Origin of the sequence: Microbacterium yannicii PS01 (assembly GCF_000304335.1) — a bacterium.
Taxonomy (GTDB): Bacteria; Actinomycetota; Actinomycetes; order Actinomycetales; family Microbacteriaceae; genus Microbacterium; species Microbacterium yannicii_A.
The window spans coordinates 19,518-41,718 of sequence record NZ_CAJF01000009.1 but is presented as its reverse complement, the minus strand read 5'-3'; the positions used below and the strand labels follow the sequence as shown (position 1 = coordinate 41,718).

Here is a 22,201-nt window from a genome sequence, read left to right as displayed (position 1 = left end):
CGCTCCCTCGCCCCTCAGGCGCCGAGCGTGACGTCGACCTGGATCTCGGCGGCGAGCCGCTCCAGCTCGGCCGTCAGACCGGTGAGATCGACGGATGCCGGAACCCGTGCCACGACGGTCGCCTCGAACAGGCGGCCGCCGAACATAGCGGCTTCGCGGGTCTGCGTGCTCATACGCTCGATGCTCACATCGTGGGCGCGCAGCACCGCGGTGATCTCGCGGACGATGCCGGGATGGTCGTTGCCGATGACCTGCAGCGCGAGCGGGCGCGTCGCCGTGCCCGCGGTCTCGCCCGCCGGGCGATCGGCGTCGGGTGAACCCGGGTGCACGGTGACCTTCAACAGACCCTCGAGCACCGACAGCGCCGCGCGCAGGTCGTCGGACCGCTCGGCCGGCACCGATACCTCGATGATCCCTGCGAACGCTCCCGCAAGCTCGGCGAGCTGGCTGTTCTCCCAGTTGCCGTCGTGGGCTCCGACGATGTCGGCGATCGTGGCGACGAGTCCGGCACGGTCGTCTCCGACGACGGTGAGCACGAGGGTGGTCATGCGAGCCACAGTACCCACGAGCGAGGCGGCGCGGGAGTGACCGGAGCCCGCGCGCGTCAGCGCGGGGAGAGCTCGTCGCTGACCGGAAACGTCAGCCGGAACCGCTCGAGCACGCCGCCGACGGCGGACGCGGCGCCGAACTCGTCGGCGACCACGGTGATCCCGCGGGGGCTCGCCTCGGAGATGCGCACCGGGCGCTCAGACCCGTCCGGAAGCCGGAGCGTCCACCGGTCGGCGAGGTAGCCGATGCCGAGCTCTTCGAGCAGCTCTTCGGCCGCCAGCCATTCGAGCGGCTCGGCGGCGCGGTTGCCGCTCCCGGGCGTCCGTTCGCGGCCGAGCAGGTCGTGGACGCGGAACCCCTCGCCGTCGGGCACAATCCATCCGACGACCTCGCCGTCGGCGCGACGGTGTTCGATCCAGTCTGCGGGCAGCACGAGAACCGAGCCTAGCCGTGGCGGACCCCGGTTATCCACGACCCGAGCGCGGTGCGGCGGCGGGCGCGCGGCATCCCGATATCATCCGGTGAACGACCGGACGCATGGGGGTGCGCCGGTCCTGACCGTGTGGGGAATCATGGCCGCTTCAGGCAGCACGACGAGAGCCGGCCGACCGTCCAGACGCGTGCGCCGCCGACGCGCGCTCGTCGTGGCGATCGGAGTCGTCGCGCTGCTCGCGGTCGGCGGCACCGTCACGGCGTTCGCGCTCTCTCAGCGGGGGACGGATGCCGCGCCCACCGCGGCCGGCACACCCTCCGGCACGCCCACCCCGACGCCGACTCCACTGACGCCCGAGGAGCAGCTGCTCGCGTCGACCGACGACCCGGCGGCGTGCGCCGTGAGCTTCACCGGCGACGGCGTCGCCGACGCCCCGATGCTGCAGACGCAGGGCGCACTCTATGCCGGCCTGCCGATCCCCGCCCGCGACGGTCTGATCTTCGCGGGGTGGTACGCGACGCCCGAGGACGCGACCGCCCTCGCGATCCCGGGGCGCGTGAACGGGTCGGAGGCGGTCTCCTGCACCGACCGGCGCATGACGCTGCACGGCGCGTGGGTCAGCCCCGAGCAGAACGCCGCCGAAGACGCGCGCATCCCGATCCTCATGTACCACCAGTTCACCGCCAACCCGCAGGGCGAGCCCGGCTGGCTGCGTGGCAACTACGCGTACATCGGCGACTTCGACGCGCACATGAACCACATCGCCACGACCGGCTTCTACCTGCCGACGTGGGATGAACTTTCGGCGTTCATCGACGGGCGACTGTTCCTGCCCACTCACTCCGTGATCGTCACCGACGACGACGCGCACCAGACGTGGCTCGACATGGGAGTTCCCGTCGTGGACAAGCACAAGGTCTTGACTACATCCTTCGTGATCACGCGCTGGCGAGACGCTCCGAGCCCGTCGCCCTACGTCCTTCAGCGGTCGCACACGCATGACATGCACGATCCCGGCGACAACGGCGACGGCCGGATCGTGAACTGGTCGGTGCCCGAGATCGTCGCCGACATGGAGGCGTCCGCCGCGGTGCTCGGGGCGAAGGAGATCATGGCCTACCCTTTCGGCCACTACAACGACAGCGCGAAAGAGGGCCTGCGGCAAGCCGGGTGGGAGATGGCCCGCACGATCGAACCGGGCTACGTGACCATCGGCACCGACAAGCTGGCGCTGCCCACGATCCGCATCAACTACGGCATGGGCCTCGACTCGCTGATCGGGCTCATCGGCTGAGCAGCCCGCGACGCCGGCGACCGCGGACTTTATCGGCAGAGACGGAAGCACGTCAAGGCCGTTGCAACAATAATCTTCCCTTCCGGCGGATGCGGGAGTAGATTGGCAAAGCGCCAGGAACCTGGGGGTTCCGCGACCCGATCAACCCGAAACTGATCGGACCGGCGTTCTGGGGACACTGTGGACGACGACGTCTGTCGTGCACGCATGTCTTCGTGGGGAAAGATATGGCTACTAAGGACGCACTGTCGTGCGTGCGGTGGTCCGCGGCCTGAACCCGACCGTGACCGGCGCGGCGCCGTCAATGGGCGTTGAAGGAAAGACCCGAAGTTTCCTTCATCGCCCGGCGGCACCGCGTCCACGGCCGGATGTTCTGCCCGCGGCCGTCGCGCCGCGAGTGCAGCCTTCGCTTGTGCGAAGGCATCTCTGGGAGCGTCGCTACCGGCGACGACTCGCCCTCACCGATGCGCTCGTCGTGTCGGGGATGGCGGCCATCACGGCGCTCATCGAACTGGGCGGATCCTCGGGTGCCGCCTCCATCGGCGAGAGCGCCCGCGTCGCCGCACTCGTCGCCGGCTCCTGGATGATCCTGCTCTGGCTCAGCCGCTCGCGGGAACCGGGAATCCTGGGATCGGGCGCCGCCGAGTACTCACGGGTCGCCCACGCGGCGGGTCTGGCGTTCGGCCTTCTCTCGATCGTCTTCCTCGTCTTCCAGCTGCCGGGACTTCGGCTGCAGCTCGTCGTCACGCTGCCGATCGGGGTCGTGATCCTGATCGGCTCCCGCTGGCAATGGCGCAGATGGCTGATCCGCGAGCGGGGCCGAGGAGTCTGCGTGTCGCACGCCATCGTCGCCGGCTCTCGCGAAGACATCGAGTACGTGATCTCGAACCTCGTCAGCGACCCGCACCACGGGTATCGCGTCATCGGTGCCACGACCGTGGAGGAGGAGCGAGACTCGATCCTCGTGCACGGCCGGTCCTACCCGGTCATCGGGTCGATCGGCTCGACCGCGCTTCACGCACGCCAGTCCGGGGCCGACACGATCATCGTGGCCAGCACGCCGGAAGAGGACCGCGACTTCGTGCGGCGCCTCGCGTGGGAGCTCGAAGGCACCGCGGCCGAACTGGTGCTCTGCAACCGGCTCACGGATGTCGCCGGCCCGCGCATCACGCTCCGCCCTCTCGACGGCCTCCCCCTCATCCAGGTGAAGATCCCCGAATTCGAGGGCGGCGTACACGCCTTCAAGCGGGCTTTCGACATCGCATTCGCCGCGCTGGCACTCATCCCGATCCTGCTGATCACGCCACTGATCGCGCTGGCCACGAAGCTCGACTCGCCTGGGCCGGTGTTCTTCCGGCAGGTACGCGTCGGCAGGGACGGGCGGCCGTTCGCGATGTTCAAGTTCCGCACCATGAGGGTCGATGCCGAAGTCCAGCTTGCGGCGCTCCTGTCGATCAACGAGGGCGCCGGGCCGCTCTTCAAGCTGCGACAGGACCCTCGCGTGACCCGTGTCGGCGCCGTGCTACGCCGGTTCTCGCTCGATGAGCTCCCCCAGTTCCTGAATGTGCTGCGCGGCGACATGAGCGTCGTGGGCCCGCGGCCACCACTGCCGGGTGAAGTCACCGGATACGACGGCACGGTCTTTCGTCGTCTGTACATCAAGCCCGGGATCACGGGCCTGTGGCAGGTCAGCGGACGCAGCGATCTCTCGTGGGACGAGAGCGTGCGCCTGGATCTCCGCTACGTCGAGAACTGGTCGCTGACGACGGATCTCATGATCATCTGGCGCACCGCCAAGGTCATGGTCACGCCGAAGGGAGCGTACTGAGCCACCCACCCGAGCGCGACCCTTCGCACCAGACAGCCCGCGATCCGCAGGAAAGGACCAACGATGGTCGACACCACGAACCTCGTCGCCGAGGAGAAGACACCCCTACCCGGATTGACCGACGGCATCCCGTCGATCAGCGTCGACGGCGTCGTCACGCACCTGCCCACCGGCGCGGAGGCGCTGGAGGTGATCGCCGCCGCCGCGATGCACGACAGCGATCGGCCGCTCGGGGTGGCCTCCGTCAACCTCGATCACATCCACCACTTCGGCGTCTCCCGTCGTCGCGCGCACGGCCTCGGTCCCGTCATGCCGAGCGGTCGCGTGGAGTGGCTCGCGCTCATCGACGGCACACCGATCGAGCACCAGGCGACGCGTATGACCGGCGCACCGCATCCGAAGCTGTCGGGAAGCGATCTCATCGACCCGATCCTCGACGAGGCGGCGCAGCGCCATCAGCGGCTGGGCGTGATCGGCGGTTTCGAAGACATCGACGCTCCGCTTCGCGCCCGGTTCGCCAGTGAATGGCCGGGATTGGAGCTGGCCGGACACTGGATGCCCGAGCGCACCCAGCTCGCGTCCCCGCTGGCGTGTCGCGATCTCGCGGGCGAGATCAGGCACGCCGAGATCGACATCCTGCTGGTGTGCTTGGGCAAGCCCCGGCAGGAGGACTGGATCGACCTCTACGGCGACCAGACCGGAGCGGGGGTGATGCTCGCCTTCGGCGCCGTCGCGAACTTCCTGGCCGGGCACGACTCGCGTGCGCCGGCGTGGGTGTCGCACGCCGGCCTGGAGTGGACGTGGCGGCTGGCCCACGATCCGGGTCGGCTCGCCCGGCGGTACCTCGTCGAGGGCCCGCCCGCCTACGCAGCCGTGCGACGCTCACACGCCGCGTGATGTGAACGAGGCCGAGGAGGGTGGGGCGATGATCGAACAGGGTGTGGCGTCCGAGCACACGACAAGACGACGGCTGACCCCGGCCATGCGAGCGGTCGTTCTCGTCGTGATCGTGCTGGCCGTCGCCGGTATCGCGGTTTCGCTGTGGCTGTTCGCGGCGTCGAGCGCCGATCGCAACACCGCGGCCGCGCCCGCTCCGTCCGCGTCCGCGCCTGTGACACAGGGACCCGTCCCTGGTGCCACACCGGCAACGGGCAGCGAGGTGCAGGAGCCCGAACCGGGCGGTGCGGCGCCTGGCTCGGGCGGGTTGCCGCCGGTGTCGAATCCGACCCCGCTGGTCGCTCCTCCGCTGCCGGAGTCCGCAAGCGCGGACGGATCCCTGGTGCCGGGATATCCGGACGAGATCGCGGGCCCCTCGCCCTCGTCCGACGTGCTGAGCTCCTCGATCGCGGTCGACGGCGGCACGATGCAGGTCACCCTGGTGGCACGCACCACCGCGACGGCCGAAGAGGTGAACGCCGCCTTCCGGGAGCCCTGGGCGGAGCTCGGCCTCGCCGAGACGGCATCCGCCGGTGATTCCTCGATGACCTTCGCCGACGGATTCACCTCGTTGTCGCTCGCGTTCTCGCCGGTATCGGGGACCGGCACCGTCTACATGATCTACGGCGTCTTCCGGACGGGCTGACGGTGTACATCTCGTTGTCGAACACGCCGCCTTCGGCGAAGGGGACGGATGCCGCGCCCCGGCGCCGCGGCATCCGCACCGTCTCATCGACCGTCGTGGTCCTCGGGGTGGTGTCGCTGCTCACCGACATCTCGTCGGAGTCTGTCGCCGCCATCCTGCCGCTCTACATCACCGGCGTCCTGGGGCTCTCGACGATCGCATTCGGCTTCCTGGACGGGCTGCATCAAGGCGTCAGCGCCGTCGTGCGGATCGGGAGCGGGTACGTCTCGGACCGGACCGATCGGCCCAAGTGGGTCGCGTTCTCGGGCTATGCGCTCGCCGCGGCTGCGCGCGTCGGCCTGCTGTTCGCGACAGGATTCTCCGCAGTGGTCGCCGTCGTCACGGCCGACCGAATCGGCAAGGGGATCCGCACGGCCCCGCGCGACGCCCTCATCACCGCCAGCTCCACCGCAGAGAACCTGGGCACCTCGTTCGGGGTGCACCGCATGCTCGACAACATCGGCGCCGCAGTGGGGCCACTCCTCGCGTTCGTGATTCTCCTGCTCGTCCCCGACGGCTACCGGATCGTCTTCGTCGCATCGCTCGCGTTCGCGCTCATCGGCGTCGTCATCCTCGGCCTCGTCGTGCCTGACGTGCGCCGGCGCGCCCGCTCGCGAACCGGATCCGCAGCGCCCCGACGGCGGTTCGACTGGAAGACCGTCACGGCGGGCCCCATGCGACGCGTGCTCGCGGCGGCCGGCATCCTCGGCCTTCTGACCATCGGCGACGGATTCGTCTATCTGGTGCTCTACTCGCGCAGCGAGTTCGGAGCCCAGTGGTTCCCCCTCATGTATGTCGGGACCAACCTCGTCTTCCTCGCACTCGCGATCCCGCTCGGACGGCTCTCGGATCGCGTCGGCCGTGCCCGCGTGTACGTGTGGGGTCACCTCGCGCTCCTCGCGGCGTACGTGATGGCGACCCTCCCGGTCGCCGACATCGCCGCGACGGTGCTGTGCCTGATCTTCCTCGGCGCCTTCTACGCCGCCACCGACGGCGTCCTCGCCGCTCTGGCCGCACAGGTCACCACCGCCGACACCCACGGCACGGGGATCGCGGCCGCACAGACCGTCGTCGCCGTCACCCGCCTGATCTCGGCGACGGCGTTCGGGGTGCTCTGGTATGCGATCGGACGCGAGCCGGCGATGCTGGTCGTGGCGGCGGCACTCGTCCTCGCGGTTCCGGCGGCTGCGGTGGTGCTGCGGCCGCTGCTCTCGCGGGCGCCCACGCTCAGCAATGAGGAACTGACGTGAACGACCGCGCGAAGTGGCTGATCGTGGCGGGAGTCGCCGTCGTGGCCCTCGGCACGACCGCCCTGATCGGCGTCTCGGCATGGGCGCAGCATCAGGCCGTTGCGGCCCAACCGGGCGCCGCGACGCGCGACTCCGCGGAGTGGGCGAGCGGGGCGCGGATTGTGTTCCGCAACACCGCCAGTGGCGCGGACTACGGACATGTGGCCAGCGTGCCCACGTCCGCTCCGGACGGTCCGCGCGCGGTCGCGGGCGTGGCGTGCGATCGCGTCGATGCCGCCGATGAGACGTTCGTCTGCCTGCGCACGGAGCGGGGCATCGTCCCGGCTTACTCTGCGACCCTCTATTCGGACGAGCAGGTGGCGCTGGAAGAATGGTCGTTGTCCGGCATCCCGAGCCGTACGCGCATCTCGGACAACGGTGAGCGCATGGCGACGACCGCGTTCGTGACAGGTCATTCGTACGGCGGGGTCGGGTTCTCGACCGAGACCCGGATACGCACGCAGGACGGCGGTGACCTCGGCAGCCTCGAGGAGTGGGCGCTCACCGTCGACGGCGAGCCCGCCGTACCCGTCGACCGCAACTTCTGGGGCGTCACGTTCGCGGGCGGCAATACCTTCTACGCGACGGCCGGCCTCACCCTCAGCGGCCAGACCTACCTCGTCGAAGGCGACATAGCGGCGCGGACGCTCACGGCGATCGCACCGGACGTCGAGTGCCCCGCCCTCTCACCCGACGGCACCCGCATCGCGTTCAAGTCGAAGACCTCGGGCGCGGGAGCGATGGCGCACTGGGCGCCGGCGATCATCGACCTCGCCACCGGCGAGGTCCGCGTGCTGCCCGAGGCGCGCAACGTCGACGACCAGATCGAATGGCTCGATGACGGCACCATCCTCTACGGGATGCCGCGACAGGGCCGAGCCGGCGACTACGACGTCTGGGCACTCGATGCCGACGGTTCAGGTGAGCCGCGGCTGCTCATCCCGCATGCGTGGTCGCCCTCCGTGGTCGAGACCGGCGGCGCAGGATGATCACCCCGATCACCGCACCGATCACCGCACCGATCAGGTTCGCGAGAACGTCGCGCGGACTCGCGATCCGGCCGGGCAGCACCGTCTGGACGACCTCGACGGCGACCGACAGCGTCACCGCGAGGACGACGCCCACCCAGGGTCGCCGGAAGAGCAGCGTGAGGAGCAGTCCGAGTGGGACGAAGAGGAGCACGTTCGCCGGCGCCTCGATCCATCCCTGCCGGAACTGCGTCCACCCCCATCCCGTACGGATCCACCGCGTGGCGGCGTCGACGATCTCGCCCGGGCCGATCGGCGACAGAAGCAGCGCGATCGCGATGATCCCGTACGCGACCAGCGCCCACACCACCCACGGCCGTCGCGGCGACACGCTGCCCACCGGACCACTGTGGCACGGAAGTCGCTCGAGCCGCAGGGCGGGTGCGGCATGAACGCTCCGGCTCCGCTGAGGCGGTTCGTGGTCGACGAGGGGCGGGCCGACGTCGTGGTGATCATCGTGACGTTCAACAGCGCCGGCGAGATCGACGGCCTCATCGACAGCCTGCGCCACGAGGGGTCGGACGCCGCGCTGCGCGTGGTCGTGGCCGACAACTCCTCGTCGGACGACACCCTGGCTCGGCTGCGAGCGCACCCCGACATCACCGTCGTCGAGACCGGCGGCAACCTCGGCTACGCGGGCGGCATCAACGTCGCTGCCGCCCGCGTGGGCACCGCTCGCGCTCAGCTGGTGCTCAACCCCGACCTGCGCGTCGCGCGCGGATCCGTCCGCGCCATGCTCGACGCGCTCGCCGCGAACCCGGGGGCCGGCGCGATCGCGCCGCGGATCGTCGGCGAGGACGGCGCTCTCGCGATGTCGCTGCACAACGAACCCGGAGTCGTCCGCGCGGTCGCGGATGCCGCGCTGGGGCCGATCTGGCGTCGTCGCCCGCGGATGCTCTCGGAATGGGTGCGCAACCCCACCGCGTACGACTCGCCGCGCCGCACCGACTGGGCGACCGGGGCCGCGCTCCTCATCTCGAGCGATGCCGCCGAGCTTGTCGGCGAGTGGGATGAGCGGTTCTTCCTGTACTCGGAGGAGACGGATTACTGCCGACGAATACGGGACGCCGGTTTCGACGTCTGGTACGAGCCGGGTGCGACGGTGCAGCACAGTCAGGGAGCCTCCGGCTCGTCGCCCCAGCTCGACGCGCTTCTGCAGGTGAATCGGCTTCGCTACATGCGTAAGCATGCCCCCAGACGGGCGGGGGCGTACCGCTGGGCGGCCCTGCTCGGTGCCGCGCTGCGCTCAGCGCGCTCGGAGGCGCACCGCCTCGCGGCGGCGATGCTCCGCGACGAGACGCGGTGGCGGGAACTGCCCTCGGCGCAGGCCGCGCCGAGCTGATCACGTCTCCAGCCAGCGATCGCACAGCCGCTCATACGCGGTGCTCAGATCGCCCGGAAGCGCATCGATCAATTCGCTGCGGTGCGCCCAGGCCACCTGAGCGCCGCGAGACACCTCGCGGCTGTATGCGTCGCGACGGACGCCCGCACGCAGGCGGTAGAGCAGCATCTTGTAACGCAGGAAGCGGGGCAGCCGGCGCCAGGCGCGAGTGTCGCGAGGAATGGTGCGGGCACTGGCGTACACGTAGTTGGCGATCCAGCAGAACCCGTAGGCGAAGCCCTTCGCCCGCTTCCCGGGATGAACGTCATGGAAGGTGTGCGCGCGATGCGCCGCCACCAGCAGGTAGCCGTCGTTCTGCAGCCGGAGACTCATCTCCATGTCTTCATGCAGCGCGTACCCGACCCCGTAGCCGAGCGCTTCGTCGAACTGCGCCTCCCGTGCGAGGTCCGCGCGCAGGCTCAGCAGATAACCGCCGATCGTCTCGACGGGCGCGTACGTGTGCCCATCCACCCATGACGGAAGGGGACGCCGCTTCCACAGTGAGCGAGGATGCATCTCGAACGGACGCGGCACGACGATGCGCTCGACGCGGTTGCGCAGCGGGAGCAGGCGAGCGAGCCAGCGCGACCCCCGGGAGATCTGGGTGGTGTCGCCTTCGAGCGGTGAGGTGGCGACGCCGGTGGCGCTCACGCCTCCGAGACGGTCGTCCTCGTCGAGCGCGTAGGCGGCGAGAAGCTCGGCGGCGGCCTCCGGGAACAGCAGCGAGTCGTCGTCCGGCATGAGCACCACCTCGGAAACCACGCGTGCCAACCCGAGGTTCCTCTGATGAGGAAGACTCCGCACCGCCGAGTCGATCCAGATCCACTCGACCGCGGCGGTGCGATCGAGCAGTGCAATCGCCGCGACCTGTTCGGCTTCGTCACTGGCGTCGACGATGATCACCCGCTCTGGAAGCACGGTCTGGGATTCGATGCAGTCGATGCACCGTGCCAATGAATCGGCGCGATTCCTCGTGGCGATCACGACGTCGTAGCGCATCCCGGTCTCCTCGCTGCTCAGCCGGTCATCCGGCCGCGACCGGTCGATCATGGCCATCCACGACGTCGTCAACGCCCGCGCGCCGGACGTCGGCCATCCACCTGTCGCCGTGCGCGATCGCGCGCAGGGAGGCGGTCGTGCCCATGACGAGGAAGAGGACACCGGCCGAGATCGGGAAGGAGAGACCATCGAACCCGATGAGCGCGACGGCGCCGCCGAGACATGCGGCCAGCAGCCCCTGCCCCAGCACGCGCACGTCGTTCATGGCCGACAGCCGACGCGCGTGCCACGCGCTCCACATCGCCGCGCAGATGAGTCCCGCGAATGCGAGAAGCCCCAGCACGCCGAGCTCGACGGTGGTCAGCACCCACTGGTTGTCGAAGATGTAGTACCGCGACAAGAAGGTGCCGAACCCGGATCCGTACCACGGCGATACCGAGAGGAACTCGGGTGCGCGCTCGAGTGCGTCGCTTCTGGACTGCGCGCTGGAATCGGAATCCACGCCCGTGAACGCCGAAAGCATGGTGCCGAGCATTCCCGGACGCACAACCGCGATCACGGCGACGGCCACGGCGCTGCCGGCGATCAGCATCCCACGCAGCCGCCCATGCAGGGCGGGCAGGGTCGCCAGGAGCACGAGGGCGAACCCGAGGATCGCCGAGCGGGAGGCGGAGACCAGGAGCGTGACACCGAGGATCACCACGGCGCTCCACGTGGGCCACGCACGCCGGGACACGTCGCCGGATCGCGCCGTCGCCGAGGTCAGGGCCAGGGGCAGCGCGCACGTGAGCAGCATGGCGAACTCCAGCGGATGTGTCGCCGTGCCGGTGGCCCGCACGAAGGCGCCACGGGACTGGACTCCGCCCTCCTCCGTGAGCTCGAAGCCCGGGATCGCGAGCTGGTCCACCAGCGTCTGCCCGGAGAAGGTCTGCACCAGACCGAGGATTGCCACGATCGTCGCGAGGAGGACGATGCGATCGATCAGCCGGCGGAGGTCCCGCATCGTCGTGATGCCGTCCATGGCGACCAGGAGGACGCCTCCCCACGAGGCCAGTCGCAGAACGGCTCCGGTCGCCGAGGTCACCTGGTCGGCGGGCTGGCCACGCAGGAGTGCCGCGGCGAAGCCGACGAGCACGACGACGACGATCGCTGCGTACGCGACGCGCACCGGCTGCGAGGGCGAGGAACTCGCCAGCCGCGGTGCGTGCAGACGGTGGATGACCCACCAGAGCGCCAGGATCAGCCCCCACAGTACGGCGGGTCGCCCCACCGAACCCAGCGCGGAGATCGTCATGTTCGACGGGATGCCGCAGAGCAGCACGAGATAGATCGTCAGCCCGGTCAGGGCCGTCATGCCCTTCCGCCTGCCGGCGGTGCTCGATGCCGTCATCGACAGCGGCGAGTACTCCGGCCGCGCGACGCTCACCGCCTCCCCTTTACGGCGACACCGCGCGGGCTTCGGGGCCGCCGCGGGGTGCGGGCACTACCCCGCTCCTCAGCCGGAGTGCGAGCCGGTTCCGGCGGGTCGGCGGTAGCGTCGGATGCCATATCCACGAACGACGTCTCCTTCGGCGCCGGCTCCTGCGGACCCGGGACGTCGACCTTGGGCTTCCCGGGGCCCGGGGCCGAGGGCAAGCGCTCGTCCACGTCGTCGGGCGGCAGATCGGCGGTGCCATCGGCGGTCGGCGTCGAGTGCGCGTACTCGGCGTCCGGCGACGATGCGGCGCGCATGCGGCGCCGCCTTCTCGTGAGACCCTCGACGAGGGCGGGCAGCACGATCGCCAGCAGGAGTCCCGCGGCCACGGCGAGCCCGGTAGCGAGCAGCCGGGTGCGCTGGACCACTGTTCCCGCCGTGTCGACGGTGAGCGTCTGAATGCTGAGGCGGCGCCCGTCGGCGATCCCCTCCGCGGTCTGCAGGTCCTCGAGCGTGTCGGTGACGTGGTCGATCGTCTCGTCGACCATCAGAGCCGCGGCCTCGTCCGCGAGCGCCGACGCGGTGATCACGATGACGGGGCTCGCCGTCTCGAAGTCACGCGTGATCGACACCGCGCCGCCCGGAACGCCCTCGGTCACCTCGTCGAGGAACTGCTGCGACCCCGATGCCCGAGTGAGGACGTCCGCGACGGGGCTCAATCCCGAGAGGTAGAGGTAGGGATTCGCCTCGGCGGGGATGCTGGCCGTGTCGGGCAGCATCAACAGCTTCGCGGTCCGTTCGTACGTCGGCTCGACGACGAGGAATGCCCCGATTCCGCCGGCGAACGCCAGGATGAGGACGGGCAGCGTCAGGTACCAGCGTCGCACCAGGACGCGGATTGTGTCGGCGAGATTCATCGGACCCCCATCGGTTCTGCGGGAACGGCTCGGCCATCGCCGCTTCCCGTCCGGCTGCGGCCGCGTTCGCGGCGACTCTTCACGGCGCGGTCGAGCAGCAGCGCGAGCCAGCCCCCGACGATGACGGCGGCTACGCCGAGAGCCGCTGCGGCCACGATCTGCTGCCACCTCGTGCTGGCCACGTACTCGATGTTCATCGACAGCGGGAGCAGCAACGCCTCGATCCGCTGATCCTCCGGCACGCTGCGCAGGCCCTGCTGGCCGTCGGCGGCGTCGAACACGGCGTCGATCAGCTCCTGCTGCCGGGCCTTCACCCACTCTTCCGTCGGGCCCACGATGGAGATGGCGACTTCGGCGCGAGCGAAGGCCGTGCTCCACTGGCCGCCGACGCTCGGCACCGCGACCCTGATCTGCTCGGTGTCGCCCGCGCCATAAGCAGGCGCGTCCTCGGCCGCGTAGCGAGCGACGGGACGCCCGTTGTTGACCGTCTCCGCGACCGTGGTGGCGAACAGGATCAGCGCGTCCAGGTTCACCCCGTTGTCGGGATCGGTCGACTGGGCGCCGGGGAGCATGAAGGCCACCACCGGCTTGGAGGCGTAGACGCCACCGTCCGACAGCAGGGCCAGGAAGGCGGCTGCTGCGGCGGCGAGCGCGACGACGACGACGTACCAGCGACGCAGGAGGATTCCCGCGAGATCACGAAGGTCCATGGGATCGCCTCCCGATCTCGTCCCATTGCCCCGCGTCGCCGGTGACCCGCTCCGTGCTCGCACGGCGCGCGACCACCGCCCTGTGTCCGGTGCGGGCCTGTCGCCCGCCGCCGGGAAGCGAGCCCTCGCGTGCCTGGTCGGAACTGATCGGCTCGAGGATGATGCGCACCAGCTCGTCGGCGGTGTCGTCCCATGACGCGGTCGGCCACCCCGAGAGGCCCGCGATGCGCTCGTCGTCCGCGCCCTCGACGGCAGACACGAGCGCCGCTGCCAGAGCGGCGGGTGTGGCCCGCGCCCACGCGGCGTAGGGGTTGTCGAAGACCGCGCGCGCCCCGGCGAAGTCATTGAGCACCGGCACGGCGCCCGCGGCGGCCAGTTCAGCCGGGACGAGCGACACGTTCGTGAACGAGAGGACGAGGCCCGCGTTCACCTCGTTGTAGAGCCGGTTCAGTCCGGCCGGAGTGAGGCTCCCGTGATTCGTGACTCGGAGCTCGGGCTCGCGGACGTGATCGCCATAGGCATGGATCGGCACGTCGGGGCGTCGACGCTGGAACTCCCGCAATGCGAGCACGCCGAGGCGGTACCCCCGGCGATCAGGCCCCGTTCGGGCGAAGAACGCGATGCCGCGCCGCGCCGAGGCCGGCCGGTCAGCGGAGTACGCCGTTCGGTCCGTCCCGTACACGATCTCGCGGGAATCGGCATCGACCTCGTCCAGGAGTCGTGCGCTGATCATCGGGCCCAACGAGATGTTCGTGAGACCGAAGCGGTAGGAGTCCTCGGCGAGCGCGTGCAGCGACCCCTTCGGATAGAAATCCGGTTCGTAGTCCTGGATCAGGTAGAGGCGACGGACGGGGATGCCGGACGTCGCCGACGCCAGGAAGTGAGCGGTCGACCACGCCGACGCGACAAGGACGTCGAAGTCCTCTAGAACGGCCGTCTTGGCGTCAGCCACCTCGCAGTCCAGCCACGGCCAGCCCTGCCGCAGGCGATCGACGTTCGTCGTGAAGTCGCCGTGATAGCGGTCGTAATAGAGGAGTGTGCTGCTCAACCCCGCCCGGGAGGCGGCGGCCACCATGCGGAACAGCGTGGTGTGGCCGCCTGAACCCACGACGGGAGGAACCACGATCCAGCCGATGCGCGCCGACCGACCGAGGCGTTCTCGGAGCGTCGGAGGAGTCAGCGGTTTCAGGGAGTCCCAGACGTCGGCATCGTCCAGCGGGAACTCCAGCCCTCGCGCACCGCTGCGCTCCCACAGCTTGTACGCCATGGTCTGCAGGAGATGACGGGGCGGCTTGTTCGTCAGCCGCCGCCAGGCGGACCGCGTCGATCGCATCATCGTCGTCCTTCCGCCCCGCGCCGAGGCAACCGTGCGCGCAACTCACGCACGAGGTCACGTGTGCCGCCGGGAAGCACCCATCGGCACACCGTCAGATGCACGGCCAGCACGACCAGTCCGACGGCGGTCAGCGCCACAACCGGCGGCCAGCCGCCGGCGAGCTGCAGAATGCCCCACCCGGCGAGCGCCGACGCCCCCATCGACAGCACTGCCGCCACGGTTCGTCGGGCGACGGACCAGATGGATGCCTGCAGCAGGCGCGAGACCAGGACGAACCGCACCACGGTGGCGAGGATCGCCACGGCGACGAAACCGAGCGCGATGGCGACGATCCCGTGGGCGGCGAGCACCGCGGTGGTGACCAGGGTCAGCGCGTCGATCACCACGGCATAGGCCAGCCATCGCCCGGGCCGGCCGGCGCCCAGGAACAATCCGTGATCGAGTGCGGCGGTGATGGTGAAGATCGCCGCGACCGCGAGCGCGGACGCCACTCCGACCGCGTCGCCCCACTGGTCGCCGAAGAGGAAGGGCACAAGCACCGGGGCGGCGACGACGATCACCGTGAGCGCCGGAGCGATCACCACGTATGCCAGGGAAAGGGCGCGGTCGTAGCCGCGACGCAGACGCGCGGCGTCCTCGCGCACCTGTGCGAAGACCACCGTCGAGACCGGAGCGAGCGCCGAACCGGTCATCTCCTGCGTCGTCTGGACGAGCCGTTGCGCGATGCTCATCTGGCCCAGCGCGGCCGCGCCCAGCACGTTGGAGATGATGGCGTTCTCAGCGCCGAGGCGAGCGGCGGCGACGAAGTTGATGCTCACCACCTTCGAGCCGAACCCGAACATGAGGACGAAGTCGCTCCACGCGAACAGGCGCGACGGGCGCCACCGCGACGTCAGCCACGCGGCGATCACGACGACCAGCTGGCTCACGATGACCTGGACCACGAGCGCCCACACTCCGGCGCCGCCGATCGCGAGCCCGACCGCCACGATCTGTCCGGCGACCGCCGCCGAGGCGGACTGCACCGCGAGGGCCCGGAATCGCAGGCCACGCCGCAGGACGGCGATGGGGACGGCGCCCAGGCTGACGAAGACGACGGCCGGCGCGAGCCCCTGGACGACCGGGGTCACGCCGTCGACCCCGAAGAGGTCTTCGATCGCCGGAGCGGCGAGCACCATGACCACCGCGAGCGCGATACCCGAGAGAGACGAGTACCAGAAGGCCGTGCTCGCGAGCCGGGCCGTCATCTCGCGCGCCTGGATCAGATAGGTGCCGAAGCCGAGATCGGCGATGAGGTACACGAACGAGACCACGGTCATCGCGACGGCGACGAGACCGAAGTCGGCAGGGGTGAGCAGGCGCGCGAGGATCACGACGGTGACGAAGCCGCCGAGCTTCGCGACCCAGTTCTGCACCGTCAGCCAGGCGACACCGGAGGCCGCCCTCGAGCCGAGCGGAGCGCCGCCCACGACGGTCAGCTCCGCGACATCCGCGTCATCCGGCGTCGTCATCGTGACTCCAGCGTGCGGTGCAGCTCGTCGACGACGAGGTCCTGCATGGTCTCGGTCAGCCCGGGATAGATCGGCAGGGAGAGGATGCGGCGGGCCTGACGCTCCGCCCGCGGGAAGTCGCCCGCCCGGCCGAGCTCGGCGCCCGCGAAGGCGGTAAGCAGGTGAAGGGGGGTCGGATAGTGGATGCCGACGCCGATGCCGGCGGCGGTCATGTCCGCGAAGATCCTCTCGCGGTCCTCGATCTGAACGACGAACTGGTGGTACACGTGGGCACCCGGGTCGGCCGGGCCGGGCACGACCACGCGCTCGTCCGCGGCCAGGGCCGCGCGATACCTGTCGGCGATGGCCCGGCGTTGCTCGTTCCACGCGTCCAGGTGCGCGAGCTTCGCAGCGAGGACCACCGCCTGCAGGCCGTCCAGGCGCGAGTTCCGGCCGATCATGTCGTGCTGGTATCGGAGGGTTCCGCCGTGATTGCGCAGCGCCATGACCTCGCCGGCGATCACATCCGAATCGGTGATCACGGCACCCGCGTCCCCGTATGCGCCGAGGTTCTTCCCCGGGTAGAAGCTGGTGGCGGCGACATCGCCGAGAGTTCCCGTCGCCCGGCCCCGCAGCCGGGCGCCCTGGCTCTGCGCGGCATCCTCCACGATGGCGACATCGTCCCCTGCGATCGCGCGCACGGCGGCGACATCGACGGCGCGGCCGTACAGATGCACCACGATGATCGCCCGGGTCGCCGGCGTCATCGCGCGCTCGATCTGCGCGAGGTCGATGAGGTGGTCGTCGTCGCAGTCGACCAGCCGCGGCAGGGCGCCGACCCGGACGACGGCCTCCGCCGTCGCCACGAACGTGTTCGCCGGAAGCAGGACGTCGTCGCCGGGTCCGATCCCGAGCGCCTGCAGCGCGAGCTCGAGCGCGTCCGTGCCGTTGCCCACGCCGCACACGTGTGCCGCGCCGAGGTAGTCGGCATATGCCCGCTCGAACGCGTTCACCTCGGGACCCTGGATGTACGAGTGCGCGGCCAGCACGCGCTCGAAGCCCGCCATGACCTCGGCCGCGACCTCGTGGTGCTGGTAATCGAGGTCGAGCATCGGCACATGCTGTGTCGTCATGATGCCCGCCCTTTCGCGTGGTCGCCGTCACGAGCCGAGACGAGGGCGTGCCGGAGCTCACGGAGCGACGACGAGTCCTCGGCCTGCATCCGGCGCCTGTCGTCGATGAGCTCGGCGAGCTGGGCGTCGACGGTGGCGAGCGCCTCGTCGAGACGCTGCGGCGCCGTCGGCAGCGCCGCGGCGATGCGCGGGTCCTCCAGGACACGGAAGGCCGCCAGCCGCTCGCGCAGGTCCGCCTCTCTCGAGCCGAAGGTGCTCGTGTGCATGTTGCTGTCGTGCACCCGGTAGTACGCCTGTATGGGTCCGTGGATCTGGCCCACGTCCCAGCGCGACGCGATCCGGAGCCAGTACTCGAGGTCGCCGGAGTGCGGCAGGGCGGGGTTGTAGAACCCGACCTGCGACATCGCACTCGTGCGGATCACCGCTTCCGGGGAGGCGATGGGGTTCCAGCCCTCGGCCGCCACCCGGGCGATCCACTCGTCGCCGCCCCAGATGCGCCAGAGGTGGTAGGGCCGCTGCTTCCGCGGCAACGGCTCGGAGTCTTCGGCGAACGTCGCGATGGAGCCGTACACCAGACCGACGGCGGGATGCCGCTGCATCAGCGCGACGGCCCGTCCGAGCGAGCCGGGAGCGACGATGTCGTCCGCCGACACCAGCGAGACGAATTCGGTGTCGACGGTGCGCAATCCGTCGTTGTACGTGCGGATGTGCCCCGCGTTCCTGGCATGACGGATGACGCGGACACGCCGATCGCGCTCGCTCAGGGCCTCCGCGACGTCGCCTGATCCGTCCGGCGAGGCATCGTCCACGATGAGCACGCGTGCATCGACGTCATCCTGCGACAGGATGCTCTGCACCGCCGCCGGAAGGAAGTGCCCGTAGTTGTAGCACGGGATGACGACGGTGAGCGTGGGACGGCCGCGCGGCGGTCGGGGAAGGGCGATGCGCTTCATCGGAGCCCACCTCCCCGAAGAGGAGCAGCGGGGACGCCCGCCCAGGTCTGGGCATTCGGCACGTCGGCGAGCACGACCGCCCCCATCCCGATCGTGGCGTCTGCGCCTACCGAGAGCCCCTCCCGCACGCAGGCGTTCATCCCCACGTAGGCGGCCTCACCGATCCGCACCGTCCCGCCGAGCGAGACTCCGGCGGCCAGGGTGGCGAAGTCGCCGATCTCGTCGTCGTGGGTGATCGTGCAGTTCGGCATCACGACGACGTGGTGCCCCACCGACGCGTGCGCCGTCACAACGACGCCCTCCAGAAGGATGCTTCCCGAGCCGACATCGCTGGAACGGCCGATGCGTGCCGAGTCGGCGGCGAAGGTGGCATAGCGACTCTCGTCGACACCGGCTTGGCGGAGCCGGTCGACGATGGTTCGGCGGCCGGCGCCGGACCCGACGCACGCGAGCAGCGACTCCTCCCGGTTCGCGGCATCCGCGACAGAGCCGAGGACGCGGACTCCGTCTATCTCGGTTCCGTGCAGGGCCTCGTCGTCATCGAGGATCCCGGCAACGCCGCGGATGCCGGCCGCGAGGACCTCGCGCGCCAGTCCGCTGGCGCCGATGAGCAGTACACCGGAGGTCATCGAAGAGCTCCGTCCGGCGAGTGCAGGACCGCGATGACGCGGTCCTGGTCGGCGTCGGTCAGCTGATGGAACACCGGGAGGATCAGAGTCCGGTCGGTCAGCCGCTCGGTCGCGGGAAGTCCTGCTTGCGGAGTGAGGTCTCGGTACGGGGCCTGACGGTGGGCGGCCATGATGCCGCGACGGGCCGAGATGCCGGCGGCGGCGAGCGCTTCGAGCAGGTCGTCGCGGTCGATCGGGTACTCCTCGCTGACCTCCACCCAGAACGACTGGAAGTTGCTCGTCCCGAACTCGGGATCGACGACCGCACGCAGACCCGGTATCGGTGCGATGGCCGCGTGATAGCGGGCTGCGATGGCGCGGCGTCTGGCGACGATCTCGCCGAGCCGGCCGAGCTGCACGAGGCCGACCGCGGCCTGCAGATCGGTCATGCGGAAGTTGAAGCCGACCTCGTCGTAGGACTCCGCGGGCGGCAGCACCGAGGCGTGCCGGTCGGCCGCCGAGACGCTCATCGCGTGCTCGCGCAGATGCTTGGCGCGTACCGCCCACGGCAGGCGGGTGGTGGTGATCATCCCGCCCTCGCCGGTCGTCAGGAGCTTCCGCGGATGGAAGGACCACGTGGCGATCTCGGCGCCCGCTCCGACCGGGCGGCCACGATAGGTCGAGCCCGCGGCGCACGCCGCGTCCTCGATCACCACGACCCCGAGCGGATCCGTCACCGACCGCACGCCGTCGAGGTCCACCGGCACGCCGCCCTGATCGACGACGATCACCGCGCGCGTCCGGCCCGTCAGCGCCGCCCTGACCGTGTGCCGGTCGACGTTGCCCGAGATGGGGTCGACATCGGCGAAGACCGGGTGCGCTCCGACATAGCGCACCGCGTTGGTCGTGGCGATGAACGACAGCGACGGGACCACGACGTCGTCGCCCGGGCCGACCCCGCCACGACGAGCGCGAGATGAAGGGCGGTGGTGCAGCTCGTCGTGGCCACGGCATGCCGCGCCTGGAACGCCCTCGCGAACTCCTCTTCGAATCGCGCGACACGCGGGCCCTGAGCGACCCAGCCGCTCGCGATGACCTCGGCGACGGCATCCGCCTCGGCGCGACCGAGCCAGGGCGTCATGACGTTGATGCGCTCGCTCACGATGCGACCACCGCACGCCCTGCAGCGATCTCGGCGCGCAGCGGCCGCCACCAGTCGACGAGTCGCCGCAGGCCCTCTTCGACCCCGATCGTCGCCTCGAAGCCGAGGTCGCGCCGCGCGGCGGAGGTGTCGGCGAGGCGGCGCACAACGCCGTTCACCGCCCGCTCCGGCCCGTGCTGCACCCCGAGGTCGGAGTCCATCGCCCTCAGCAGCGCCTGTGCGAGCTGCAGCAGGCTCGTCTCGGTTCCGCTGGCGATGTTGTACGTGCCGGCGACGACGTCACTGCGTGCAGCGAGGAGGTTCGCCCGGGCGATGTCGGGCACGCAGATGAAATCCATGCTCTGCCGGCCGTCCCCGAAGATGAGCGGGGGCTCGCCGTCGGCGATGCGCTCCATCCAGCGCACGAGCACCTCGGTGTACAGGCCGTGCACGTCCATCCGCGGGCCGTACACATTGAAGTACCGCAACGCCACGTAGTCCAGTCCCTGCATCGCCCGGAAGCTGCGGACGAGCCCCTCGTCGAACGTCTTGGCGGCGCCGTAGAGGGTGTCGTTGTTCTCGTGGTGGTGCCGCTCGGTCGTCGGGAACTCTTCGGCCATGCCGTACACCGACGCGCTCGATGCGACGATCAGCTTGCCCACGCCATGGCGTGCCGCGGACTCGACGACGTTGAACGTGCCGTCTACGAGGACCTCGAGCGCCAGCCGCGGCTCTTCCGCGCACTGCGTGATCCGGATCGCCGCCTGGTGGAAGACCAGGTCCTTGCCCGCCGTCAGGGCGTCCACCAGTCCGGCGTCGCGGATGTCGCCGTCGACGAGCTCGACCCGGCCCGAGGCGAGCGCGTCGTCGAGGTTGGCGCGGCGGCCGCGCACGAGGTTGTCGAGCACATCGACATGGTCGGCACCGGCATCCACCAGCTGATCGACGAGCGTGGATCCGATCGTGCCGGCGCCCCCGGTCACGAGGATGCGGGCACCCGCGAGCGCGGTCATGCGGTCACCGCCTCGGCGACGACGCCCGACTCCACGGGCTGCGGCGATCCATGGTTGCGCAGGCTCGCCTGGGCGGCCTCCAGGACGGCGAGGACCCGGAGTCCCGACTCCCCGCTCGTGCGTGGCGACCGACGCTCGCGGATGGCGGCGGCGAACTCGCCGGCAACGCCCGCCAGTGCCTCGCGCTCGGGAAGTGCGGGCGCCCAGGTGTCGCCGAGGCGGTAGGAGACGTTCGCCGCGTGGCTGTCGGCGGTGCCCTTCGAGTGCAGCGCGAGGTCGACGCCGCGGTCGTACACGCTCAGCCGCTGCTGAGGGTTCAAGTCGTCCCAGACGAGCGTGCGCTTGGTCCCCCCGATCACCATCTGGCGGATCTTGGTCGGACTCAGCCAGTTGACGTGCACGTGGGCGATCCCTCCGCCGGTCAGCGGCATCGCGAGGTAGCCGATGCACGCGCGACCCGTATGGAGCGGGTCCGAGCCGTGGGCCGAGACGGATGCCGCGTCGAGCCCCTCGGGAAGGACGAAGTCCATGATCGACAGGTCGTGCGGGGCGAGGTCCCAGAACACGTCGACGTCCGGCTGGATGAGACCCAGGTTGATGCGCACGCTGTCGACGAAGAGGATCTCGCCGAGGGCGCCCTCCTGAACGAGCTCTTTGATCTTCAGCACCGCCGGCGTATAGCAATAGGTGTGGTCCGCCATCAGGACCAAGCCGTTCCGGCGCGCTCGATCCACCATCTCGATGCCGCGTGCACGGGTGTCGGCGAGCGGCTTCTCGACGATGACGTGCTTGCCCGACTCGAGGGCGGCGAGAACGATCGGGTGGTGTGTCCGTGCGGGTGTCGCGATCGCGACCGCGTCGATCGCCGGGTCGTCGAGGATCTCCCCGAGATCGCGGGTGACCGGCGCTCCTCCGACGCCGTCGGCCACGCGCTGAGCGCGCTCGAGGTCGAGGTCGCAGATCGCGGCCAGCTTCCAGTCCTCCGACGCGCGGAAGTTGCGCGCGAGGTTGGGTCCCCAGTACCCGGCGCCGACAACGGCGACCTCGAGTTGTGCAGCCATATG

Annotated in this window: 21 protein-coding genes and 1 pseudogene; 7 read left to right on the top strand and 15 right to left on the bottom strand. The window is 70.2% G+C overall.

Translation table 11 applies throughout. The features are described from left to right. Positions 1 to 14 precede the first annotated feature (14 nt). Positions 15 to 548, bottom strand: a complete 534-nt coding sequence (locus tag WYM_RS06935; protein ID WP_019180101.1) for a glycine cleavage system protein R — start codon at positions 546 to 548, stop codon at positions 15 to 17. Between the two features lie 56 nt (positions 549 to 604). Further along, complete coding sequence (locus tag WYM_RS06930) at positions 605 to 982, bottom strand: hypothetical protein (protein WP_019180100.1); 378 nt, start codon at positions 980 to 982, stop codon at positions 605 to 607. Positions 983 to 1,169: 187 nt separating this feature from the next. On the opposite strand from WYM_RS06930, the gene WYM_RS06925 reads away from it, so the two are divergent. The 6 genes from WYM_RS06925 to WYM_RS06900 all read left to right on the top strand — a co-directional run bounded on the left by WYM_RS06925 (position 1,170) and on the right by WYM_RS06900 (position 8,003). After that, entirely contained in the window at positions 1,170 to 2,276 is a 1,107-nt protein-coding gene (locus WYM_RS06925) for a polysaccharide deacetylase family protein (protein WP_019180099.1), read from the top strand. A 304-nt stretch (positions 2,277 to 2,580) separates the two neighbouring features. After that, positions 2,581 to 4,104 (top strand): sugar transferase, encoded by a 1,524-nt coding sequence (locus WYM_RS06920; protein WP_083866173.1) that lies wholly within the window; start codon positions 2,581 to 2,583, stop codon positions 4,102 to 4,104. A gap of 63 nt (positions 4,105 to 4,167) precedes the next feature. Beyond that, positions 4,168 to 5,001, top strand: a complete 834-nt coding sequence (locus WYM_RS19570) for a WecB/TagA/CpsF family glycosyltransferase (protein WP_019180097.1) — start codon at positions 4,168 to 4,170, stop codon at positions 4,999 to 5,001. Positions 5,002 to 5,029: 28 nt separating this feature from the next. Continuing rightward, on the top strand, positions 5,030 to 5,686 hold the full coding sequence (locus tag WYM_RS06910) for a hypothetical protein (protein ID WP_019180096.1): 657 nt from the start codon (positions 5,030 to 5,032) through the stop codon (positions 5,684 to 5,686). 2 nt (positions 5,687 to 5,688) lie between these two features. After that, complete coding sequence (locus WYM_RS06905) at positions 5,689 to 6,975, top strand: MFS transporter (protein ID WP_019180095.1); 1,287 nt, start codon at positions 5,689 to 5,691, stop codon at positions 6,973 to 6,975. Further along, complete coding sequence (locus tag WYM_RS06900) at positions 6,972 to 8,003, top strand: TolB family protein (RefSeq protein ID WP_019180094.1); 1,032 nt, start codon at positions 6,972 to 6,974, stop codon at positions 8,001 to 8,003. Before WYM_RS06905 ends, WYM_RS06900 begins: the two co-directional genes overlap by 4 nt. On the opposite strand, the gene WYM_RS21050 is transcribed toward WYM_RS06900, so the two are convergent. Further along, positions 7,951 to 8,382 carry a VanZ family protein gene (locus tag WYM_RS21050; RefSeq protein WP_019180093.1) on the bottom strand — a complete coding sequence of 144 codons (432 nt, stop codon included), beginning with the start codon at positions 8,380 to 8,382 and terminating at the stop codon, positions 7,951 to 7,953. The two genes, WYM_RS06900 and WYM_RS21050, sit on opposite strands and share 53 nt — an antisense overlap. A gap of 48 nt (positions 8,383 to 8,430) precedes the next feature. Between WYM_RS21050 and WYM_RS19560 the strand changes: the two genes are divergently transcribed. Further along, a complete protein-coding gene (locus WYM_RS19560) occupies positions 8,431 to 9,384 on the top strand; it encodes a glycosyltransferase family 2 protein (protein WP_019180092.1) in 954 nt (317 codons plus the stop codon). On the opposite strand, the gene WYM_RS06885 is transcribed toward WYM_RS19560, so the two are convergent. The 12 genes and pseudogenes from WYM_RS06885 to WYM_RS19535 form a co-directional block, all read right to left on the bottom strand. Continuing rightward, positions 9,385 to 10,422: a glycosyltransferase family 2 protein gene (locus WYM_RS06885; RefSeq protein WP_237739335.1), complete on the bottom strand. Its 1,038-nt coding sequence runs from the start codon at positions 10,420 to 10,422 to the stop codon at positions 9,385 to 9,387. It lies immediately after the preceding gene. A 25-nt stretch (positions 10,423 to 10,447) separates the two neighbouring features. Beyond that, positions 10,448 to 11,848, bottom strand: coding sequence for an O-antigen ligase family protein (locus WYM_RS21695; protein ID WP_019180090.1), 1,401 nt, complete (start codon positions 11,846 to 11,848; stop codon positions 10,448 to 10,450). After that, positions 11,845 to 12,753 (bottom strand): hypothetical protein, encoded by a 909-nt coding sequence (locus WYM_RS06875; protein ID WP_019180089.1) that lies wholly within the window; start codon positions 12,751 to 12,753, stop codon positions 11,845 to 11,847. The genes WYM_RS21695 and WYM_RS06875 overlap by 4 nt, the downstream gene beginning before the upstream one ends. Further along, on the bottom strand, positions 12,750 to 13,463 hold the full coding sequence (locus tag WYM_RS06870) for a hypothetical protein (protein ID WP_019180088.1): 714 nt from the start codon (positions 13,461 to 13,463) through the stop codon (positions 12,750 to 12,752). Before WYM_RS06870 ends, WYM_RS06875 begins: the two co-directional genes overlap by 4 nt. Beyond that, positions 13,450 to 14,799, bottom strand: coding sequence for a glycosyltransferase family 1 protein (locus WYM_RS19550; protein ID WP_157524952.1), 1,350 nt, complete (start codon positions 14,797 to 14,799; stop codon positions 13,450 to 13,452). The genes WYM_RS06870 and WYM_RS19550 overlap by 14 nt, the downstream gene beginning before the upstream one ends. Further along, the gene (locus WYM_RS06860; RefSeq protein ID WP_019180086.1) at positions 14,796 to 16,310 is read right to left on the bottom strand and encodes a lipopolysaccharide biosynthesis protein; all 1,515 of its coding nucleotides are present in this window, start codon (positions 16,308 to 16,310) and stop codon (positions 14,796 to 14,798) included. The genes WYM_RS19550 and WYM_RS06860 overlap by 4 nt, the downstream gene beginning before the upstream one ends. Further along, a complete protein-coding gene (locus WYM_RS06855; RefSeq protein WP_026059624.1) occupies positions 16,307 to 17,422 on the bottom strand; it encodes a DegT/DnrJ/EryC1/StrS family aminotransferase in 1,116 nt (371 codons plus the stop codon). Before WYM_RS06855 ends, WYM_RS06860 begins: the two co-directional genes overlap by 4 nt. Continuing rightward, positions 17,419 to 18,375, bottom strand: coding sequence for a glycosyltransferase family 2 protein (locus WYM_RS19545; protein WP_019180084.1), 957 nt, complete (start codon positions 18,373 to 18,375; stop codon positions 17,419 to 17,421). Before WYM_RS19545 ends, WYM_RS06855 begins: the two co-directional genes overlap by 4 nt. Further along, the gene (locus WYM_RS06845; RefSeq protein ID WP_019180083.1) at positions 18,372 to 19,004 is read right to left on the bottom strand and encodes a NeuD/PglB/VioB family sugar acetyltransferase; all 633 of its coding nucleotides are present in this window, start codon (positions 19,002 to 19,004) and stop codon (positions 18,372 to 18,374) included. The genes WYM_RS19545 and WYM_RS06845 overlap by 4 nt, the downstream gene beginning before the upstream one ends. Then, positions 19,001 to 20,124, bottom strand: a pseudogene (locus WYM_RS19540) (DegT/DnrJ/EryC1/StrS family aminotransferase). The gene WYM_RS06845 and the pseudogene WYM_RS19540 overlap by 4 nt, the downstream one beginning before the upstream one ends. 17 nt (positions 20,125 to 20,141) lie before the next feature. After that, positions 20,142 to 21,137 carry an NAD-dependent epimerase/dehydratase family protein gene (locus tag WYM_RS06835; protein ID WP_019180081.1) on the bottom strand — a complete coding sequence of 332 codons (996 nt, stop codon included), beginning with the start codon at positions 21,135 to 21,137 and terminating at the stop codon, positions 20,142 to 20,144. Continuing rightward, complete coding sequence (locus WYM_RS19535; RefSeq protein ID WP_019180080.1) at positions 21,134 to 22,198, bottom strand: Gfo/Idh/MocA family protein; 1,065 nt, start codon at positions 22,196 to 22,198, stop codon at positions 21,134 to 21,136. The genes WYM_RS06835 and WYM_RS19535 overlap by 4 nt, the downstream gene beginning before the upstream one ends. Between the last annotated feature and the right edge of the window lie 3 nt (positions 22,199 to 22,201).